This is a genomic window from Streptomyces profundus (assembly GCF_020740535.1).
In the GTDB taxonomy this organism is placed as follows: Bacteria; Actinomycetota; Actinomycetes; order Streptomycetales; family Streptomycetaceae; genus Streptomyces; species Streptomyces profundus.
The window spans coordinates 4087232-4104255 of the sequence record NZ_CP082362.1; the positions used below are offsets into that span (position 1 = coordinate 4087232).

14 protein-coding genes and 1 pseudogene are annotated in these 17024 nt (G+C 64.1%); 8 read left to right on the top strand and 7 right to left on the bottom strand.

Annotation, left to right across the window (positions count from 1 at the left end; all coding sequences use genetic code 11):
• Positions 1–153 precede the first annotated feature (153 nt).
• The 5 genes from K4G22_RS18090 (at position 154) to K4G22_RS18110 (ending at position 8381) form a co-directional block, all read left to right on the top strand.
• A complete protein-coding gene (locus K4G22_RS18090; protein ID WP_228081332.1) occupies positions 154–1434 on the top strand; it encodes an NsdA family TPR-like regulatory protein in 1281 nt (426 codons plus the stop codon).
• The gene (locus K4G22_RS18095; protein WP_228081333.1) at positions 1431–1970 is read left to right on the top strand and encodes a GNAT family N-acetyltransferase; all 540 of its coding nucleotides are present in this window, start codon (positions 1431–1433) and stop codon (positions 1968–1970) included. Before K4G22_RS18090 ends, K4G22_RS18095 begins: the two co-directional genes overlap by 4 nt.
• A gap of 132 nt (positions 1971–2102) precedes the next feature.
• Positions 2103–3623, top strand: a complete 1521-nt coding sequence (locus tag K4G22_RS18100) for a type I restriction-modification system subunit M (RefSeq protein ID WP_228081334.1) — start codon at positions 2103–2105, stop codon at positions 3621–3623.
• Entirely contained in the window at positions 3620–4855 is a 1236-nt protein-coding gene (locus K4G22_RS18105; protein ID WP_228081335.1) for a restriction endonuclease subunit S, read from the top strand. The genes K4G22_RS18100 and K4G22_RS18105 overlap by 4 nt, the downstream gene beginning before the upstream one ends.
• A gap of 67 nt (positions 4856–4922) precedes the next feature.
• On the top strand, positions 4923–8381 hold the full coding sequence (locus K4G22_RS18110; protein ID WP_228081336.1) for a DEAD/DEAH box helicase family protein: 3459 nt from the start codon (positions 4923–4925) through the stop codon (positions 8379–8381).
• A gap of 457 nt (positions 8382–8838) precedes the next feature.
• On the opposite strand, the gene K4G22_RS18115 is transcribed toward K4G22_RS18110, so the two are convergent.
• The 7 genes from K4G22_RS18115 to K4G22_RS18145 form a co-directional block, all read right to left on the bottom strand.
• Positions 8839–9990: a tyrosine-type recombinase/integrase gene (locus K4G22_RS18115; protein WP_228081337.1), complete on the bottom strand. Its 1152-nt coding sequence runs from the start codon at positions 9988–9990 to the stop codon at positions 8839–8841.
• Positions 9990–10190 (bottom strand): helix-turn-helix domain-containing protein, encoded by a 201-nt coding sequence (locus tag K4G22_RS18120; RefSeq protein ID WP_228081338.1) that lies wholly within the window; start codon positions 10188–10190, stop codon positions 9990–9992. Before K4G22_RS18120 ends, K4G22_RS18115 begins: the two co-directional genes overlap by 1 nt.
• Positions 10177–11505, bottom strand: coding sequence for a replication initiator (locus tag K4G22_RS18125; protein ID WP_228081339.1), 1329 nt, complete (start codon positions 11503–11505; stop codon positions 10177–10179). Before K4G22_RS18125 ends, K4G22_RS18120 begins: the two co-directional genes overlap by 14 nt.
• Positions 11502–11747 carry a hypothetical protein gene (locus tag K4G22_RS18130; protein WP_228081340.1) on the bottom strand — a complete coding sequence of 82 codons (246 nt, stop codon included), beginning with the start codon at positions 11745–11747 and terminating at the stop codon, positions 11502–11504. The genes K4G22_RS18125 and K4G22_RS18130 overlap by 4 nt, the downstream gene beginning before the upstream one ends.
• Before the next feature lie 179 nt (positions 11748–11926).
• Positions 11927–12121 carry a hypothetical protein gene (locus tag K4G22_RS18135; RefSeq protein ID WP_062216860.1) on the bottom strand — a complete coding sequence of 65 codons (195 nt, stop codon included), beginning with the start codon at positions 12119–12121 and terminating at the stop codon, positions 11927–11929.
• Between the two features lie 13 nt (positions 12122–12134).
• The gene (locus K4G22_RS18140; protein ID WP_228084134.1) at positions 12135–13379 is read right to left on the bottom strand and encodes an FtsK/SpoIIIE domain-containing protein; all 1245 of its coding nucleotides are present in this window, start codon (positions 13377–13379) and stop codon (positions 12135–12137) included.
• A 59-nt stretch (positions 13380–13438) separates the two neighbouring features.
• Positions 13439–13777, bottom strand: coding sequence for an SCO3933 family regulatory protein (locus tag K4G22_RS18145; RefSeq protein ID WP_228081341.1), 339 nt, complete (start codon positions 13775–13777; stop codon positions 13439–13441).
• A 201-nt stretch (positions 13778–13978) separates the two neighbouring features.
• Here K4G22_RS18145 and K4G22_RS18150 point away from each other — a divergent pair.
• The 3 genes and pseudogenes from K4G22_RS18150 to K4G22_RS18160 all read left to right on the top strand — a co-directional run.
• Positions 13979–14182: pseudogene (locus K4G22_RS18150) on the top strand (GntR family transcriptional regulator); the annotation flags it as partial.
• 54 nt (positions 14183–14236) lie between these two features.
• On the top strand, positions 14237–14719 hold the full coding sequence (locus K4G22_RS18155; protein WP_228084135.1) for a UTRA domain-containing protein: 483 nt from the start codon (positions 14237–14239) through the stop codon (positions 14717–14719).
• Between the two features lie 436 nt (positions 14720–15155).
• Positions 15156–16703, top strand: a complete 1548-nt coding sequence (locus K4G22_RS18160; protein ID WP_228081342.1) for a P-loop NTPase family protein — start codon at positions 15156–15158, stop codon at positions 16701–16703.
• The last annotated feature ends 321 nt before the right edge of the window (positions 16704–17024 follow it).

Below are 17024 nucleotides of genomic sequence, written 5' to 3' on the forward strand. Positions count from 1 at the left end.
TCAACAGCCGCTGCGAGCGGCCGACACCAAGACAACTCCCCCTCATCGGCAAGTGATTAGGGCGATCGACTCCTTACCGAGCGGCACGGCCTAGGGTGATTTGACCTTCCCTTTACCTCGCTCTTGAGGGCGTGGGAGAGCTACCGTGCGGGCATGGACACCACGCGCAACACGGTCCTTGAGGCGTGGATGGCCGAACACGGGTACAGCTCCAACAGCCTTGCCGACGCGGTGAACAGCGCCATGGAGAGACTGACCGGGCGACCCGGTGGTCTCGACGGCTCATCGGTCCGCGCCTGGAAGGCCGGCCGGGTCACCTGGCCGAAGTCGGTCACCCGCAAGGCACTTGAGGATGTCAGCGGCCTGCCCGCCGTCGCCTTAGGGTTCGTGCCACGGAGCCGGCCTCCGACCGCCCCGGCCGCATCGCAGCAGGAGGACCTCGACATGAAGCGCCGCAGCCTTGTCGGTGGCATCGCGGCTGCCGCCGCCGCGGCAGCCGCGCCCGGGACCGCGTCGCGCCGCATCGGCATGAGCGACGTCAACCGCCTGAACCAGCGCTTCGCCGAGATCATCGCCAGCGACCACCGGCACGGTGGACAACTCGGCATCGAGCAGCGGGCCGCCGCGCTCGCCGACGAGGCGCTCAACCTCCAGAACGCGGGGAGCGCCACCCAACGCGTGCGCAGCAGCATCTACGCCTCTGCGGCGGCCTTCCGTTCCTCGGCGATGTGGGCCGCCATCGACGGCCGGCGCTACGACATCGCCAAGGGACACATGCGCGAGGCCCAAGCCCTCGCCGAGATGTCCGGCGACCAGGCGATCAAGTTCCGCATCTGGAGCCACGCGGGCACCATGTACCGGCACATGGGCCGCCCAGCCGACGCCATCGCCGCCAATGACGTGGCCCGCAACCTCCACCTCACCCGTCGCGATCCCCTGTTCGCCTCCCTCGGCCTGGCCCGCCAGGGCGCCATCCACGGCACGGCGCAGGACCGCACCGGCGCCCGCCGGGCTTTCGGGCAGGCCCAGGAAGCCATGCTGCGCGCCGATCCAGCCGACCACCGGCCGGTGTGGTTGCTCGCCTTCTACGACCAGGCGGAGTTGGACTCCCTGGCCCTCTGCGCGCATCTGGCGCTCGGCGACTACCCGGTCGCCGAGTACCACGCGCACCGCTGCCTGTCGGCCCTCCGGCCGCACATGGTCCGCTCCCGGGCCATCGCCACCACCCGGCTCGCCCATGCCCAACTCGCCCAGGGCGACGCGGACGCCGCCACGGAGACCGCGATGAACGTTCCCTCCGATGCCGCTACCCGGCACGCCCGAGTGTCGCGGATGCTCCAGGAGTTCGGGGCCGCGCTCCGGGCCACGGCGCCCGGCAGTACCACCGCGCGGACCTGGACCGAGCACGCCGCCACCTGGAGGATGGCCGCATGACCACGGCACCCGCCATCGAACTGCGCACCTTCACCACGCTCGACCCCGTCCGCGGGGACCTTCTCAACGTGTACGCCGAGGTGCGCGCGCCTCTGCTCCACCTGCCGAACTACGCGGTCACGGCGTTCGGTGAACGCCTCGACCGGCACGGCATCGAGCCGGGCTTCACGGCCGTCCTCGCCTACGCGGACGGCCAACCGGTCGGCTACGCCTACGCCAACACCATCGAACACGGCGACCGCTACTGGCAGCGCACCAACCCGACGCCGCCGGCGAAGTACACCGAACACCCAGCCGTGGCCCTGAAGGAGATCGGCGTCAGCCCCTCCTGGCGCAAAACCGGCACCGCCCGCGGCATCCACGACACTCTTCTCGCCATCCGCGACGAGCCGTACGTCACGCTCATGGTCAACCCGGCGGCGGGGGAAGGAAAGGTCCACCAGCACTACCGGTCGTGGGGCTACGAGGACATCGGCCAGAGCCAGCCGTCACCGGCCTCGCCGGTCCTGTTGGTGATGGTCCGCAACGTCCCCTGACGACCTTGCGATCTCAGCAATCAGTTGTTGGTCCCAAGGGGCGGTCTCCCGATCAACCCCGTGGCGCAGCTCCACTGCCGACGATCTTGCGGAGGCACCGCTTGTGCCCGTGGGCTGCGCTAGCCTGCATCCGTGATTACAGGTGAGCTGAAGAGCAAGATCGATCGATTGTGGGACGCCTTCTGGTCAGGGGGTATCTCGAATCCGCTGGAGGTCATCGAACAGATCACCTACCTGATGTTCATCCGGCGCCTCGACATCCTGGAACAGGCCAAGGAGAACAAGGCCAACCGCACTGGGCGGCCGGTCGAGAACCCGATCTACGCGGATGACACTCAAGTCCTGCGCTGGTCAGCGTTCATCAACGAGTCCCCCGAGAACATGCTCACCCGGGTACGTGACGGTGTCTTCCCCTGGCTGAGCACCCTGGGTGGCGAGGGGTCCACCTACGCGCACCACATGAAGGACGCGCGGTTCACCATCACGACCTCAAACCTGCTCACCAAGGCCGTCGACATGATCAACGGCATCGACATGGGCGACAGGGACACCAAGGGCGATCTGTACGAGTACATGCTCGGCAAGATCGCCACGGCGGGGCAGAACGGCCAGTTCCGCACGCCCCGACACATCATCCAACTGATGGTGGAGATGATGGCCCCACAACCGGGTGACGAGATCTGCGACCCGGCGTGCGGCACCGCAGGCTTCCTCGTGGCTTCCGCAGAGTATGTGGAGCGCACGCACCGCGAGGCGTTGTACGAGCCAGCCCAGCGCCAGCACTTCAACGAAAGCATGTTCCACGGCTTCGACTTCGACAGCACCATGCTCCGTATCGGCAGCATGAATATGCTGTTGCACTCGGTCGAGAACCCCGACATCCGCTACCGCGACTCGCTCGCCCAGAGCGCGGCGGGTGAGGTTGACCGGTACTCCCTCATCCTCGCCAACCCCCCCTTCGCAGGGAGCCTCGACTATGACGCGACGGCGTCCGATCTGCAGAAGGTCGTGAAGACCAAGAAGACCGAGCTGCTCTTCCTCGCTCTCTTTCTGCGCCTACTCAAGCCGGGTGGCCGGGCCGCAGTCATTGTCCCGGACGGAGTACTGTTTGGATCCAGCAAGGCACACAAAGAACTGCGGAAGATCCTTGTCGATGACCATAAGCTGGACGCCGTAGTAAAGCTTCCCAGTGGCGTCTTCAAACCTTATGCGGGAGTCTCTACAGCGATTCTATTTTTCACCAAGACCAATAGCGGAGGAACAGATAACGTCTGGTTCTACGAAGTCACGGCAGACGGTTGGAGTCTCGACGATAGGCGAAATCCGCTACTCCCGGAAGACAAGATCGGGCCGCTCATCGGCGATGCTACGCTGAGCGATGAAGAACACAACAAAAACAACCTTCCCGACGTGCTGTCCCGTTGGCGGCGCCGCAATGGCAGCGAGCAGGAGCGGCCCCGGACTGAGCAGAGCTTCTCTGTCTCCAAGGAGGAAATCTCTGCACAGAACTATGACCTGAGCCTGAATCGGTACAAGGAAATCACCCACGAGGAGATCGCACATCGAGAACCAAGCGAGATTATGGATGAACTCGAACGGATCGAGGCGGATATCCAACAAGGCATGAGCGAGCTGAAGGGGATGCTGAGATGAGCGCACTCACTCGACGAGTGCTTGCCAATGTGGTCACAGATGTGAAATCTGGTTTCGCTTGCGGAGAGGAGGATCCCAACGGCATCTTCCAAGTCCGCATGAACAACATTGCCAGGTCCGGGAAGCTGGACCTTACCAAAAAGCGCTACGTGCCAGCCAGCCAAAAGCAGGTCGAAAAAACCCTACTTGGCCCAGGCGACATCCTCTTCAATGCAACAAACAGCCCAGACCTCGTAGGGAAGACCCTTCTTTTTTCTGGGCTCGATGAGCCCACGGTTTTCAGTAACCACTTTCTGCGACTGCGCACGGACGAAGAGCAGGTCACTCCAGCATACCTGGCTCATTTGCTCCAAGCCCAGTTTCAGCGCGGGGTATTCAAGTCGATGTGCCGCCAGTGGGTGAATCAGGCCACGGTGAGTCGCGATTCCTTGCTCCGTATGGACCTTCCAGTACCGCCAATCACAGAACAGCACGAGATTGTCTCTGTGCTCGATCACGTGGACGCGTTGCGCATCAAACGACAAAATACCCTTTCCCTTCTCGACGATCTCGCTGAATCTATCTTCGCCGACACATTTGGCAACGTAGCAACGAACGATCGCCATTGGAACAGCGCCCGAAGCTTGGGCGAGGTGGCATTCGTCGGATCTGGAATCACGAAAGGTCGCAAGGTACCCAACCTTCCGCTACGGAAAATTCCATACATGGCGGTTGTCAATGTCCAAGAGCGACACCTTGATCTTTCTGTAATCAAGGAGATCGATGCCACAGAGGATGAGATCAATCGCTACCGCCTCTTGGGGAACGACCTACTACTCACAGAGGGCGGGGACCCAGACAAACTGGGGCGAGGAACGCTATGGCGCAATGAATTGCCAGAATGCATCCATCAGAATCACATTTTCCGCGTTCGGGTCCGCGACGGATCAGGAGTTGATCCGGTATTCCTGAATTGGCTGATTGCATCAGCCCGTGGACGTCGTTATTTTTTGCGTTCCGCAAAGCAGACAACAGGGATCGCCTCCATTAATGCGACGCAGTTGAAGAATTTCCCGCTACTCACTCCGCCCATCGAAGTGCAGCAGGAATTCTCGGCTCGCATGGGCAGGCTCGAGTCGTGGAAATCGTTGCTTACCAAGCATCTTGTTGAACTTGATGCGCTATTTTCCTCTCTGCAGCATCGCGCCTTCTATGGTGAGTGGAGGGAAACTATCTCCTCCATGGTTGGTTAATCACTGTGATGGCTCACATGCCGAATCGCCCGACCTCTTTCGTTCGCATCAACGAAAGGTTATTACCGTGAGCAACTTTGGGTTCCTCCAGGCGGAGTGGCCTGACCTGTACCGTGAGGTGGCGCATGCAGAGCGGCTGACATACGCGGACCCGAGGGCATCCGCGTTCTACGCGCGCCGGGTGCTGGAACTCACGGTGGCGTGGTTGTTCGAAGCCGACGACACGCTTAGGCTGCCTTATCGACGTGATCTAGCAGCCCAGATTGCCGAACCGACGCTAGTGCGGGTTGCTGGCCCTGCTGTTCGGGCGAAGATGGATGTGATTCGCCGGCAAGGCAATATCGCTGTGCACCGCAAGACACCCATCACGCCCCAGGACGCGGTGCGCACACTCACCGAGCTATTCCACGTTCTGTACTGGATGGCCCGCACCTACACCCGCGATCAGACGCAACTCCCCTCGTCCACGCTCGCCTTCGATACGACGCTGATACCTCGACCGGTCCCCGCAGAGGTGCGCATCGCCAAGCCGGCCGAGCTGAAGGCCCAGGCCGAGAGGCACGCCGAGCAGGATGCCGCACTGATCGCGGAGCGGAAGAAGAACGAAGATCTCGATGCGGAGATCGACGAGTTGCGTGCGCAGATCAAGGCAGCCAAGGTCGCGAACGAGGCACAGCCGGACACACACGACTACAACGAAGCTCAGACCCGCACCCTGATTATTGACCTCCTCCTCAAGGAGGCTGGCTGGGTCCTGGACCAGCCAAGGGAACGCGAGTACCCGGTCACTGGGTTGCCGACTTCGGCCGCGCCCTCTGGCAAAGGCAAGGTTGATTACGTCTTGTGGGACGACGACGGCAAGCCTCTGGCCGTCGTCGAGGCCAAGCGAACCACCCGCGACCCGCAGCAGGGCAAGTACCAAGCAACCGTCTACGCCAAGGCTCTGGAAGATCAGTTCAAACAGCGGCCGGTGATCTTCTACACCAACGGCTACCGCACCTACTTGTTCGATGACCTCAGGTACCCTCCCCGTGAGGTGCAAGGCTTTTATACCAAGGATGAACTTCGTCTCCTGGTCCAACGGCGAGCCAGTCGCCGCAGCCTCGCCAGGATGCCGATCAACGAGCAGATCGCCGGCCGCCACTATCAGTCCCGCGCAATAAGACGGATCGCTGACTCCTTTGAAAAGGACTCACTGCGCCACGTTCTGCTCGTGATGGCAACTGGGTCCGGCAAAACCCGCACCGTAATTGCGCTGAGCGACTTGATGATGCGCGCAAACTGGGCCAAGCGCATCCTCTTCCTCGCCGACCGCACCGCTTTGGTCAAGCAAGCCACCAACGAGTTCAAGAAGCATCTACCTGGAGCTCCCGTCGTAAACCTGCTGGAGGAGAAGGATCCCAACGCGCGGGTATTCGTGTCCACCTATCCGACGATGATGAATCTGATCGATCAGACCGATGCTGCGGGTCGCCGTCCCTTCGGCCCAGGCTTCTTCGACCTGATCGTCATCGATGAGGCACATCGCTCGATCTACCAGCGATACGGCGCGATCTTCGACTACTTCGATGCACTCCTTGTTGGCCTGACAGCGACGCCTAAGGACGAAGTCGACCGGAACACCTATCGTCGCTTCGAGCTTGAGGACGGCGTGCCCACTGATGTCTACAGCCTGGATGAGGCGGTGGCGGAGGGCTACCTGGTGGCGCCACGCGCAGTCGATGTCCCGCTGAAGTTCCAGCGGGGCGGTATCAAGTACGACGACCTCTCCGATGAGGACAAGGAGAAATGGGACGAGACAGAGTGGAGCGAGGATGGGCAAATCCCTGACGAGATCACCACAGAGGAACTGAACAAGTACCTCTTCAACGCCGACACCGTCGACAAGGTCTTGCAGACCCTCATGACACACGGCCTGAAGGTCGACGGTGGTGACAAGCTCGGCAAAACCATCATCTTCGCCGCGAATAACCGCCACGCGGAGTTCATCGCAGGGCGGTTCGACAAGAACTACCCGCACCTCAAAGGCGCCTTCGCCCAGGTCATCACGTACCGCACCGAGTACGCCCAGAGCCTCATCGACAAGTTCTCCGACGCTGCGGAGCTTCCCCAGATTGCCATCTCCGTGGACATGCTGGACACCGGCATCGATGTGCCCGAGGTCGTCAACCTCGTCTTCTTCAAGCTGGTGCGGTCCAAGACCAAGTTCTGGCAGATGGTCGGCCGCGGCACTCGCCTCGCACCCGACCTGTTCGGCCCGAACCGGAGCAAGGACGGATTCCTGGTTTTTGACCTGTGCCAGAACATCGAGTTCTTCAACCAGAACCTGATGCGCGCTGAAGGCAAGGTCGCTCCCTCTCTGAGCCAGCGGATCTTCGAACGCCGCGCCGACCTGCTCCTCGCCCTCGATGAGGCAGAAGACCCTGGCCAAGATGCGGCCGAGTCTGCCGTACGTCCAGAGTCCGATGGCACGGTCAGTGATGAGGGCCTGCGCTGGGACCTCGCCACACGCCTGCACGACGAGGTGACGGCGATGAACCCGGACAACTTCCTTGTCCGTCCGCACCGCGAGCAGATTGAAACGTTCGCGGACTTCGATGCATGGCTCGCATTCACGCCTGACGCGCACAGCCAAGTCGTCGATCACCTATCAGGACTTCCGACGGCCTTCCGCGACAAGGGCGACACAGGGGAGGAGGCCAAGCGATTCGACCTGCTTTCGCTCCGCCTCCAACTCGCCGTTCTAAACGGCGACCCGAGCTTTACTCGGCTGCGGGACCAAGTCCAGGAGATTGCGTCCACACTGCTCGACCAGCTGACTATCCCTGCGATCAAGGCCCAGCAGTTCCTGCTCGACGAAGTGGCCGGCGACGAGTGGTGGCAGGACGTGACACTTCCCCTGCTGGAGACGATGCGCCGCCGCCTACGCGGGCTCGTCCGGCTCCTTGAGAAGGCCAAACGCAGCATTGTCTACACTGATTTTGAAGACGAGCTGGGCGAGCTGACTGCTGCCACGCTCAGCGGCATGGAGATCGGCACCGATCTCACGCGCTTCGAGCAGAAGATCCGTATCTATCTCAATACGCACCATGACCAGCTTGCCGTCCAGAAGATCCGTCGCAACAAGCAGATCACCGCGACGGACCTGTCGCAGCTGGAGCAAATCTTCGTCGAGGCCGGTCTCGGCACCACAGCGGACATTAACTACATCAAGGACGCCAAGGGCGGCCTCGGCCTTTTTCTAAGGTCGCTGACGGGTTTGGAACGGGAGGCAGCAGCGTTGGCCTTTGACGCCTTCCAGCAGGGCAAGACGTTGACAGCCAACCAACTGCGCTTCCTCAACGAGCTGATCGACTATCTGGCGCGTAACGGCACCATTGACGTCGAGGCGCTGTATGAATCGCCGTTCACCGCCCTTGCGCCGACTGGCCCCGAGGCGATCTTTCCCGATCCCGAAGTGGACGCGATGGTGTCCGTCATCCACTCGATCCGCTCGACCGCTGTTGCGGCCGAAGGCGCGGCCTGATCAACCAACAACAGGGGAGAAGCAATGCGTCATGAAGAAATCACCAACGAGTGCCCTGGGACCGGGCAACATGGCCGCATGGACGAGAGCGCGCCGGGCGACGACTGGTACGTGATCTGCCACGTGTGTGGAATGAAGTGGGCGGGAGGCAGCACCCTTCTCGTGCCTCACGAGGACCGGCGAAGCGCTGACGCCCGGGCTGGTGACGCGTGAGCGATGCGTGAGCGGACGGGTCAGCACGGGGTGCATCCCGCTGTCACTTCAGAGAAGGCAATAAGTGCCTGACCAGGGGAAACAGCACCCCGCAGCAGCGCCAGACACCCCCCGGCAAGGATTCGATCCCACTCCTAAAGCGGGTGTCGCAGGTTCGAATCCTGCCGGGGGCACCAGCGCAAACGCCCCGGAGCGATCACACTCCGGGGCGTTTGACATCCACTGCTGACATCAACGGCGGCGGTCAGTCACGACCGGGGCGCCTCCTGAGCAGCCGATCCGTGTGGCTGATCGCCTCCCGCTGGGTGTCCCGCACGACGTGCGTGTACACGTCCATGGTGATGCTGATCTGGCTGTGTCCGAGGATCTCCATCACCACCCGGGGAGCAACCCCGGCGGCGGTCAGGATCGTGGCGCAGCCGTGCCGGGCGTCGTGCAGCCGGATCACCCGCAGCCCCGCGTTCCCGGCGACCCGGGTGAACGACCGGTACACGTTGCGCGGCTCGACCGGCCGCCCGGTGCGCGTGGTGAACACGTAGTCGCCACCCGCCCACTTCTCGCCCGCCTGCTTCCTGACGGCTGCCTGCCGCAACCGCTGCCACCGCAACGGCGCCACGCACATGGCCGGGAGGGGAACCGCCCGACGACGCCGGCCCTTGGGATCGTCGTCATAGAGCCGCCCACGCCGACGCTGCGTCTGCTGCCGGATATGGAGAACCCGGTTGTCCAGGTCCATATCCGACCAGCGAAGGCCGACGATCTCTCCGCGTCGCAGACCCATGGTGATGGCCAGCACGAACGCCGCGTAGAGCGGGTCCTTCCGGGCCGCCGCGAGGAACGTGAGCGTCTCGTCCAACGTCCACGGCGTCAGCTCCCGCGACGTGGGACGCGGAGGCTCCACCAGCGACGCCACATTCCGACTGATCAGCTCCTCCCGGCAGGCCGCCGTGAGCGCGCTCCGCAGTACCCGGTGTGCCTCCTTGGCCGTCGCCGCAGTAGTCCGTTTCTCCAACCGGGTGAGAAAGCGCCGCACGTCCGCCACGCCCAAAGACTCCAGCCGCTTGGTCCCGAGCAGCGGCACCAGATACAGCCTGACGTGCGCCTCGTACTTGTCGTAGGTGCTCAGCTTCCGGCGCGGCCGGACCACGTTGTCCAGCCAGTAGGGCAGCCACTCGGCGAGCTTCGCCGACCGGGTGGGCACGGGCACGCCGCTCTCCGCCTTGGCCAGCAGCGCGCGCCGCTTGGTGTCGCACTCCGTCCACGTCTTGCCGTAGGCGTACTTTCGGGCGCGGGTTCCGTCCGGCTGGAGCACATAGACCGCCGCCTGATAGCGACCGTCCGACCGTTTGGTGATCGTGCCCGCGCCGTTCGGGTTTCGCTTCCGTTGCCGCGCCATCAGGCGGCCTCCCCGGTCTCGTTGGCGATGAAGTCGCGCAGCGCCGACATCGGCACCCGACGCGCGCGCCCGATGGTGAGAGAGGACAGCCGCCCGGACCGGATCAGCTCATAGACCGCCGTGCGCCCGAGCTTGAGCCGGGCCATGACCTCCGGAACGGTCAACAGCGCGGCGGGGCCGACCGGTTCAGTGCGTGCCATAAGGCTCACCTTCCTCGCGCACGGACGCGGCGATGAGTTCCCCGGCGGGTTCATAGCCGCGTCCGGCGTAGTGCCACCGGCCCACGGTGACCGTCGCCTTCCCACCGGCGCGGTGCGTGGCGCGAGCGGTGCGAAGGGCGGTCAGCGTGGTGGAGTAGCGGCGGGACTTGGTGGTGAAGTGGCCCCGGTAGCCGAGCATGTGGGCCCAACGACGCAGGCCGAGTTCAGCGAAGGGCGGCAGCCCACCGAGCCACCAACACGTTTCCGCCATGCGGAGCACGTGGTAGCGCAGGGGCAGGGCGACCAGTTCGGAAGCGTCGCGGATACGACTGGCGGTGGCGCCGGCAGTCTCCGCGCCCTTTGTCGCGTACTTGGCGATGTAGCCCGCCACGGCCGAGGAGGTCAGCCGTTGCCCGTCGCCGAACGCGGCGATGGGACGCACATCAACCTGAGGGCCGAAGCGGAGTACGCGAGCACCGATCACGTCCGCTCCGACCGCGCGGAGGCGGACCCGAGTAGCCGCCGTGCGCACCGCGTCGGCGAGCAGTTCGGTAGTCGCCCAGCGGGGCGGGACGGTCGAGGGCCCGTCGGGCCCGTCGAGGCGGACGACCGCGTGGAAGTGGACCAGGCCGCGACGTTGGTACTCGGCGACCTTGGCGTACGACAGGCGCACTCGTTCGGCGAACGCGGAGCGGGTAAGCCCCGCCTGCCGGGCCAGTTCGCGGCGCAGCTCCAGCGTGAACCGGTGCCACAGCGTTCCCGCGTGCGCCTGCCACAGGACCGCCCCCGCGTAGTCGTAGCAGCGCGGGCACAGCGGCTCGCCCAACCGGGGATCGCCCACGGTGTGCCGGATGCGGCAGCCGATCGGTCGCCCGTGCGGGCAGCGTTGGTCAGCCGGTCGAGGACGGCACGGCAACGGTTCGCCGCTCCGCTCCCGACGGGTGTGGACCGCGCCGAAGCCGGGGGCGGTGAGCGTGGCGAACACCCGAGGGTGCCCACCGACCCGTTCCGTCACCTCCTTGCCACCGGTCAGCCCCGCGCGGATCAGATGGAAGGTGTCTCCCCGGTAGGTCCGGGCACAGGGCAGGCAGACGACGGCACGTCGGTTGCCGCACGGGATGATCAGTCCCCCGCTCAGCGAGCGGAGCACTTCGCCCGTGGCCGCGTCCACGCTGACTCCGTGACCGGCCAGATTGACCGGGCTGACGCAGCCGCCGAGCCGGACGATGCCGCGTCGCCAGTCCTCGAAACCGGGGCGGGTGGCGCGTTCGAGCAGCGCGTTCAGTGAGTCGAGGGAGTTGAGGGAGTCGTTCATCGCGGCTCCCCGAAGGCGTGCCGCATGACGTCGGCGATGCCGGCCGGCCGGGTCTTGGCGGAGAACCGGAACGTCGGGTCGGTCAGCCACAGGGCCGCGCCGTGGGCCGGACACAGGCGCCGTTCCTCGCCGTCCGCACCGACGAGCACGGCCTGTTCGGTGCCCGCACAGGTGGGGCGTTCCTCCTCGCGCATGACGCACACGGGAGGGCGCGACTTGCGCGAGCGCTTCTCGCTGGTCACAGTGTGGATGCTCCTTTCTCTGCTCACGCGGGGGTGGGAGTGGGCACCTGACCGGGTCGGGTTTGGCGACTTCGCGCCCGGTCGGGAGCCCGTTTTCTCTGGGGTCATGTCGCCCGGCTCTCGGGCGGTGGGATGATCTTGTTGACGCACCCGCAGTGTTTCCTCTCCTTGGTCAGCGGTCAGAACTGAAGGCGCGCCAGGAGCGCGCTGACTCCGTTGAGCGCCGTCTGAAGCATCGGGGCGGCTGCCGTCTGAGCGAGCAGGAAGCCGAAGGTCGTGCAGAGCACCGCCTCGAACGTGCGCAGGTAGCGGATGCGGACGAGGAACCAGATCAGCAGGCCGAGCAGTAACACGGCGGAGGCCGACAGAAGCACGGGACATCTCCCTTCAGGGCGTGTCGTCGTGGAGTTGGGGCAGGTCCGGGGTCAGGTGCCTGTACTCGTTCGCGATCGCCTGTGCTTCCCGCTCGGAGACAAGGTGCGACCGGGCCCGTTCCCAGCCGCCCCCACAGGCGAGGACAGCCGTTCCGGGTACGTCGGGTGCGATGGACTGAGCGGCGTGCAGGGCGTCGCGATGGAGGTCGCCGAGGGCCATCTCCGCCGTGCCCGAGTCGGTCACCCGGTGGCAGACCCGGCCACCGAGTTGGGAGCGGAGCGCGGTCACGCCGGGGCCGAGATCAGAGCCGACGCGCTGCCCGGCGACGATGAGGAAGATCCCAAGCGCGGCGCCAAGTTGGGCCAGCCGGACCAGCGCGGTCGCCACCGACTGAGCGTCGTCCTTCTCCATGCGGTTGGCGACAAGGAACAGCTCGGCGATCTCGTCCACGATCACCACGACCGGAACGGGGCGCTCCTCCTCCGGCAGTCCCCACAGCGTGCGAACCCCCGCCGAGCGGCAGTGCTCCATCCGCTCCCGTGCCATCCTCACCAGTGCGTTCAACAACCGGATGGCCTCGGCCCGGTCAGTGGCCAGAGCCGACAACCGTTGGCCGAACAGGCTCAGTTCCATGCCGCCCTTGCAGTCGATGCCGACCAGGGCGACTCGCTGTGGTGCGAGCCCCGAGACAAGAGCGTTGATCAGCGTGGACTTCCCCGAACGGGTCGCGCCGACAACGAGCCAGTGCGGCACTTGGCGTAGGTCGATGGCCCAAGCGCCTCCCGACTCCAACACGCCAACGACAACCCGCAGCAGGCGACCGGGGTCGCGCTGACGAGGAACGGAGGGGTGGCGCAGCGGGTCGGCGAACGTCGCGGAGACCCGCACGACGCCGGGGCGCTCCGTCGTGACGCGCACGGCGTGCATCTCCCAGTCGTGTGCCATGGCCGGCGCCGCTTTGACGAAATCCTCCGGGACTTGACCCGGCAGAAGTCGGACCAGGAACCAGAAGCCACCGGCCTTCGGATGCGTCCGCCCACGCCCCGGCACGCGAGGATTCGGCGGCGGTCCGCCGCTGGTGACCAGGCCGGAGACGACCGCCAACGCGGCCTTGCGACTCTGCGCCAGCCCGCACGCGGCCATCAACGGACGCCACGTACGGACCACCCGCAGGGCCGCAGCGGGGAACCCGACGCACAACCACCAGGCCGCCGGGTGCCGTCGGCGCCAGGCCGGCCCTGCGACCAGCAGCACCATCCCCAACGCCGCTGTGAACACCAGCACCCAGGCCAGCAGGGTTTCCGTGACGGTCACCGTCACGCCCCCTTCCCGGACGACGGGGCGGACAGGGGCTTGATCTCGGTCGCGCGGAAGGCGACGCCGTGCCGGCCGTCGTTCTCCCACGGCGTGGCGACCAGGTCTCGCACCTGGACGGGCACGCCGACCTGAACCCCGTTGGGCTCACCCGGCACGCTCACGTTGACGACGTCCGCCGAGGTGCCCGCCATGAGGCACAGGCCCACCTGATAGACGGTCTTGCCGGTCTCCCGGTCCACGCGCAGCTGACCGGTCTCCCGGTTGGCGACTCGCGGGGCGGGGGGAACCGCGCAGAAGATCCCCGTGAACCTCGCGGTATCGATCGGTAGGGCAACCACAGTCTCAACTCCCTTCTCCTTGAGCCCGGGACGACCGCCGTCCTGAGCTGGCTTCCACCCGTAGTACGGGCTGAGTCCAGAGTGGGAGCCCGTAGTACGGGTTGTCAAGTGAGAAGGAGTGCGGGAAGCTGTCCAAGTGCCCCGATGCCACTTGCGCACGGCAGGCGCGGCAGGTCACTGGAACGCTCATGGAGGCCCTGGATGCCCGCGAGGAACACCACGCCGAAGTATCGGCAAATCGCCGATCACCTGCGAGAAGGCATCCTGAACGGCGACTACCCGACCGGGCAGCCGCTCCCCTCGGAGGAATCACTCGCGAAGCAGTTCGGTGTGACGCGCCCCACAGTTCGTCAGGCTGTCGCGGAACTACGAGCCAATGGCCTGGTCGAAGTCCTCATGGGCCGAGGCATGTTCGTCCGCTCCCCACACGGGCGTCCCGCTCTGACACGGCCCCGGGGGGTGCGCCATGGTGCCGACGGCCGCTTCACCGAGGCCGACGGCCTCCGCTGGGAAAACGCCGAGGAACCAACCGCCACCCGCACCGACGCCCCGCTCGCGCTGGCCGACCTACTGCGTGTCCCGCCCGGCGAACCCCTGTTCACCTACCAAGCACTTCAGACGGCCGACCGGGGTCGAGTGCGTCAACTCCACACCACCTACGTACCGTTCTCCGTGCTCGTCGGTACGAAGTACGAGGAGCAGGCACCGCCGCCGGCGCCGCAGCTCTACGAGGCCCTGAGCGAACTGGGCTACGAACTCGACTTCACCGAATACGTCCGCACCCGAATGCCCCTGCCGGACCAGGCGCTCTCCCTCCGCCTCCCCGAAGGCGTCCCCCTGCTGCACATCCTCCGCGTGGCCCGTGGCGACGGCTCCAAGCCTCTAACCCTGGAGGAGTTCCACCTCCCCGGCGACGACACCGAGCTGATGTACCGTCCCTGAAACCGCCGTTGGCTCAAACTTCCTTTACTCCATCAAGGCGCCGCGCACGCGCGGCGCGCACGGCAGCGGCGGCCCCCGGGCCGCCGCTCCTGTCTCCGCCCCGCCACGGCCCAGGCCCGCCGGCCGGCCGTGCACTAGCGTGCAGTTCTCGAAGGGTTGCTCTTGGGGCATCGTCGTCTCCACGGCCTTACGCAGCCACTTTGGCGCAGGCCTCGAAGATCATGGCCCTAACGTTGTGCTTTACCGGGCAGGTCCACAGACTGCCTGACGCGTCGGAAGCTTACGGGACCATGATCACTCGCGACAAAGCGTCTCGACGCCACAGCCACTCCACCAGCCTTGATCAGCAACTGCCTCCCTTGAGAGCGACTTTGGCGGACATGATCGCCGCGCCGGGTGTAAACTGCTTGACTAGCTTCTTGCGGAAGGGCGGGGCATGACAAGCAGCGAGGTCAGGGTTACAGGGCCTGAAATCGATCGTTTCACGGTGGCTCTTGAAGAGGCCGCTAGATCGACCGGACCAGCGGCGAATAAATTCATCGAACCAGCCGCAGGTACGCTCGCCCGCGCTCTCTCGAATCGAAATCATCTAATCTTCGGCCGCCGAGGATCTGGGAAGACCAGCTTGCTGCAAAAGGCGCGAAGTGAAATGATGATGAATAGGTGCCCAAACGCCTACATCGACATGGAGAAATTTAAGGGTCACGCATACCCCGATGTCTTAATTAGTGTACTCATCGAAACTTTCGAAAATATCGAGAGCTGGCTGACTGGTGGGGCAATCGCTCCAGCCAATAAAACCTCATTCTGGCAGCGCATCAAACCCCGGCGAGGCCCGCTGAAGAGGTCAGTAGCCGCAAACCTATCAACGGATATCGAAAGCTACATCAAGGAACTAAACAACCTGCTGCATGCCTATGATGACGCAGAAATTCAGAGCCTGAAAAAAGAAGAGAATCAACAGGACAGCGCGTCAAATCTAGACCTGGGTCTGCTCGGGAAGTCCGTCAATCTTGGGACCTCACGGTCACGTTCGGCGCGCGCCCTCTCTCTGGAAGAGGCACACGAGACAGCTCGACGATCAAAAATCGATGCGCTTCACAGGCGCGTCATCGCCTATCAGAAGACGTTGCGCGGCGTTGTAGAGTTGTCGGGAGGAAATGGGTTCATCCTTCTCGATGACATGTACTACCTCAAGCGAACTAGCCAGCCCGAGGTGCTTGACTACTTTCATCGATTGTTTAAGGGGACTGGGTTATGGCTCAAGGTCGGTACGATCCGTCATCGCTCCTCTTGGTACAAGAACGGCGACCCGCCCCTCGGGATTAAACTAGGCGATGATGTCGAGGAGATCGACCTCGACCTAACCCTAGAGAAATACAAGACTGCTAAGCGGTTCTTGATCCAAGTCACTGAGAACGTTGCATCACAAAGCGATGTCGATGTTCACGACCTAATCAACGAGGGCGCGCGTGATCGCCTGGTTCTGGCTAGCGGCGGCGTTGCGCGAGACTTCCTGTCGATTCTGCGGAAATCAGTGGCCGTGGCCGCTGATCAAGGCGCCAGAAACGTAGGGGTGGCATCTGTGAATCAGGCTGCCGGTGAGCATGAAAGCTCGAAGCGAGATGAGTTCCACCGCGATGTCCTTGATGGGCAGCGAGAGCTGGAAGAGGAACTTGAACGCATCAAGACGTTCTGCTTGGCAACCCGGAAAAAGAATTGCTTTCTCGTCGAAAAAGATCTGACCACAGACATCCATGAACGCGTAAAAGAGCTAGTCGATTTGCGCCTCATTCATTCGATCAACTCGCGAGTGACGGTTCGTCATCGCCCAGGCCGGATCTACGAAGCTTACATGCTGGACATTTCCCAGTATACTGGCGAGCGTAAACGCAGGAATGTCGAAATCATCGAATTCTGGAAACGCACTGGGAGTGAGAAGCTCCGAGGAGCATCACTAATCTTTGCCGAGAGGGTGTCGTAACCTGGTGTCACATGGGCGCAAGGGGGAGTGGGCACCGGCGGGGAGAATCAAGCGCACTCTGCGAGGCGACGACCCTGACTGTTCGTCCAGGACAGTACCCGAAACGACCCCGAATGATCGCAGCTTCCAATCTCAGGGTGCACACGGACCAGCCGAGTGGGCCAGTCCGCCCCGGCTGAGTTCACACCCCGTGCGACCGCAGCGCTGGAATGGCGCCCTGTTGCGCTATCCGGAGGCAGTCAGCCTCCCAGCTTGCAGTTTGCAACGAGAGGGTTATCGCAGCGGCGGGTGTCTTGGCCGGTAGCCATGGAAGCGTCCGGG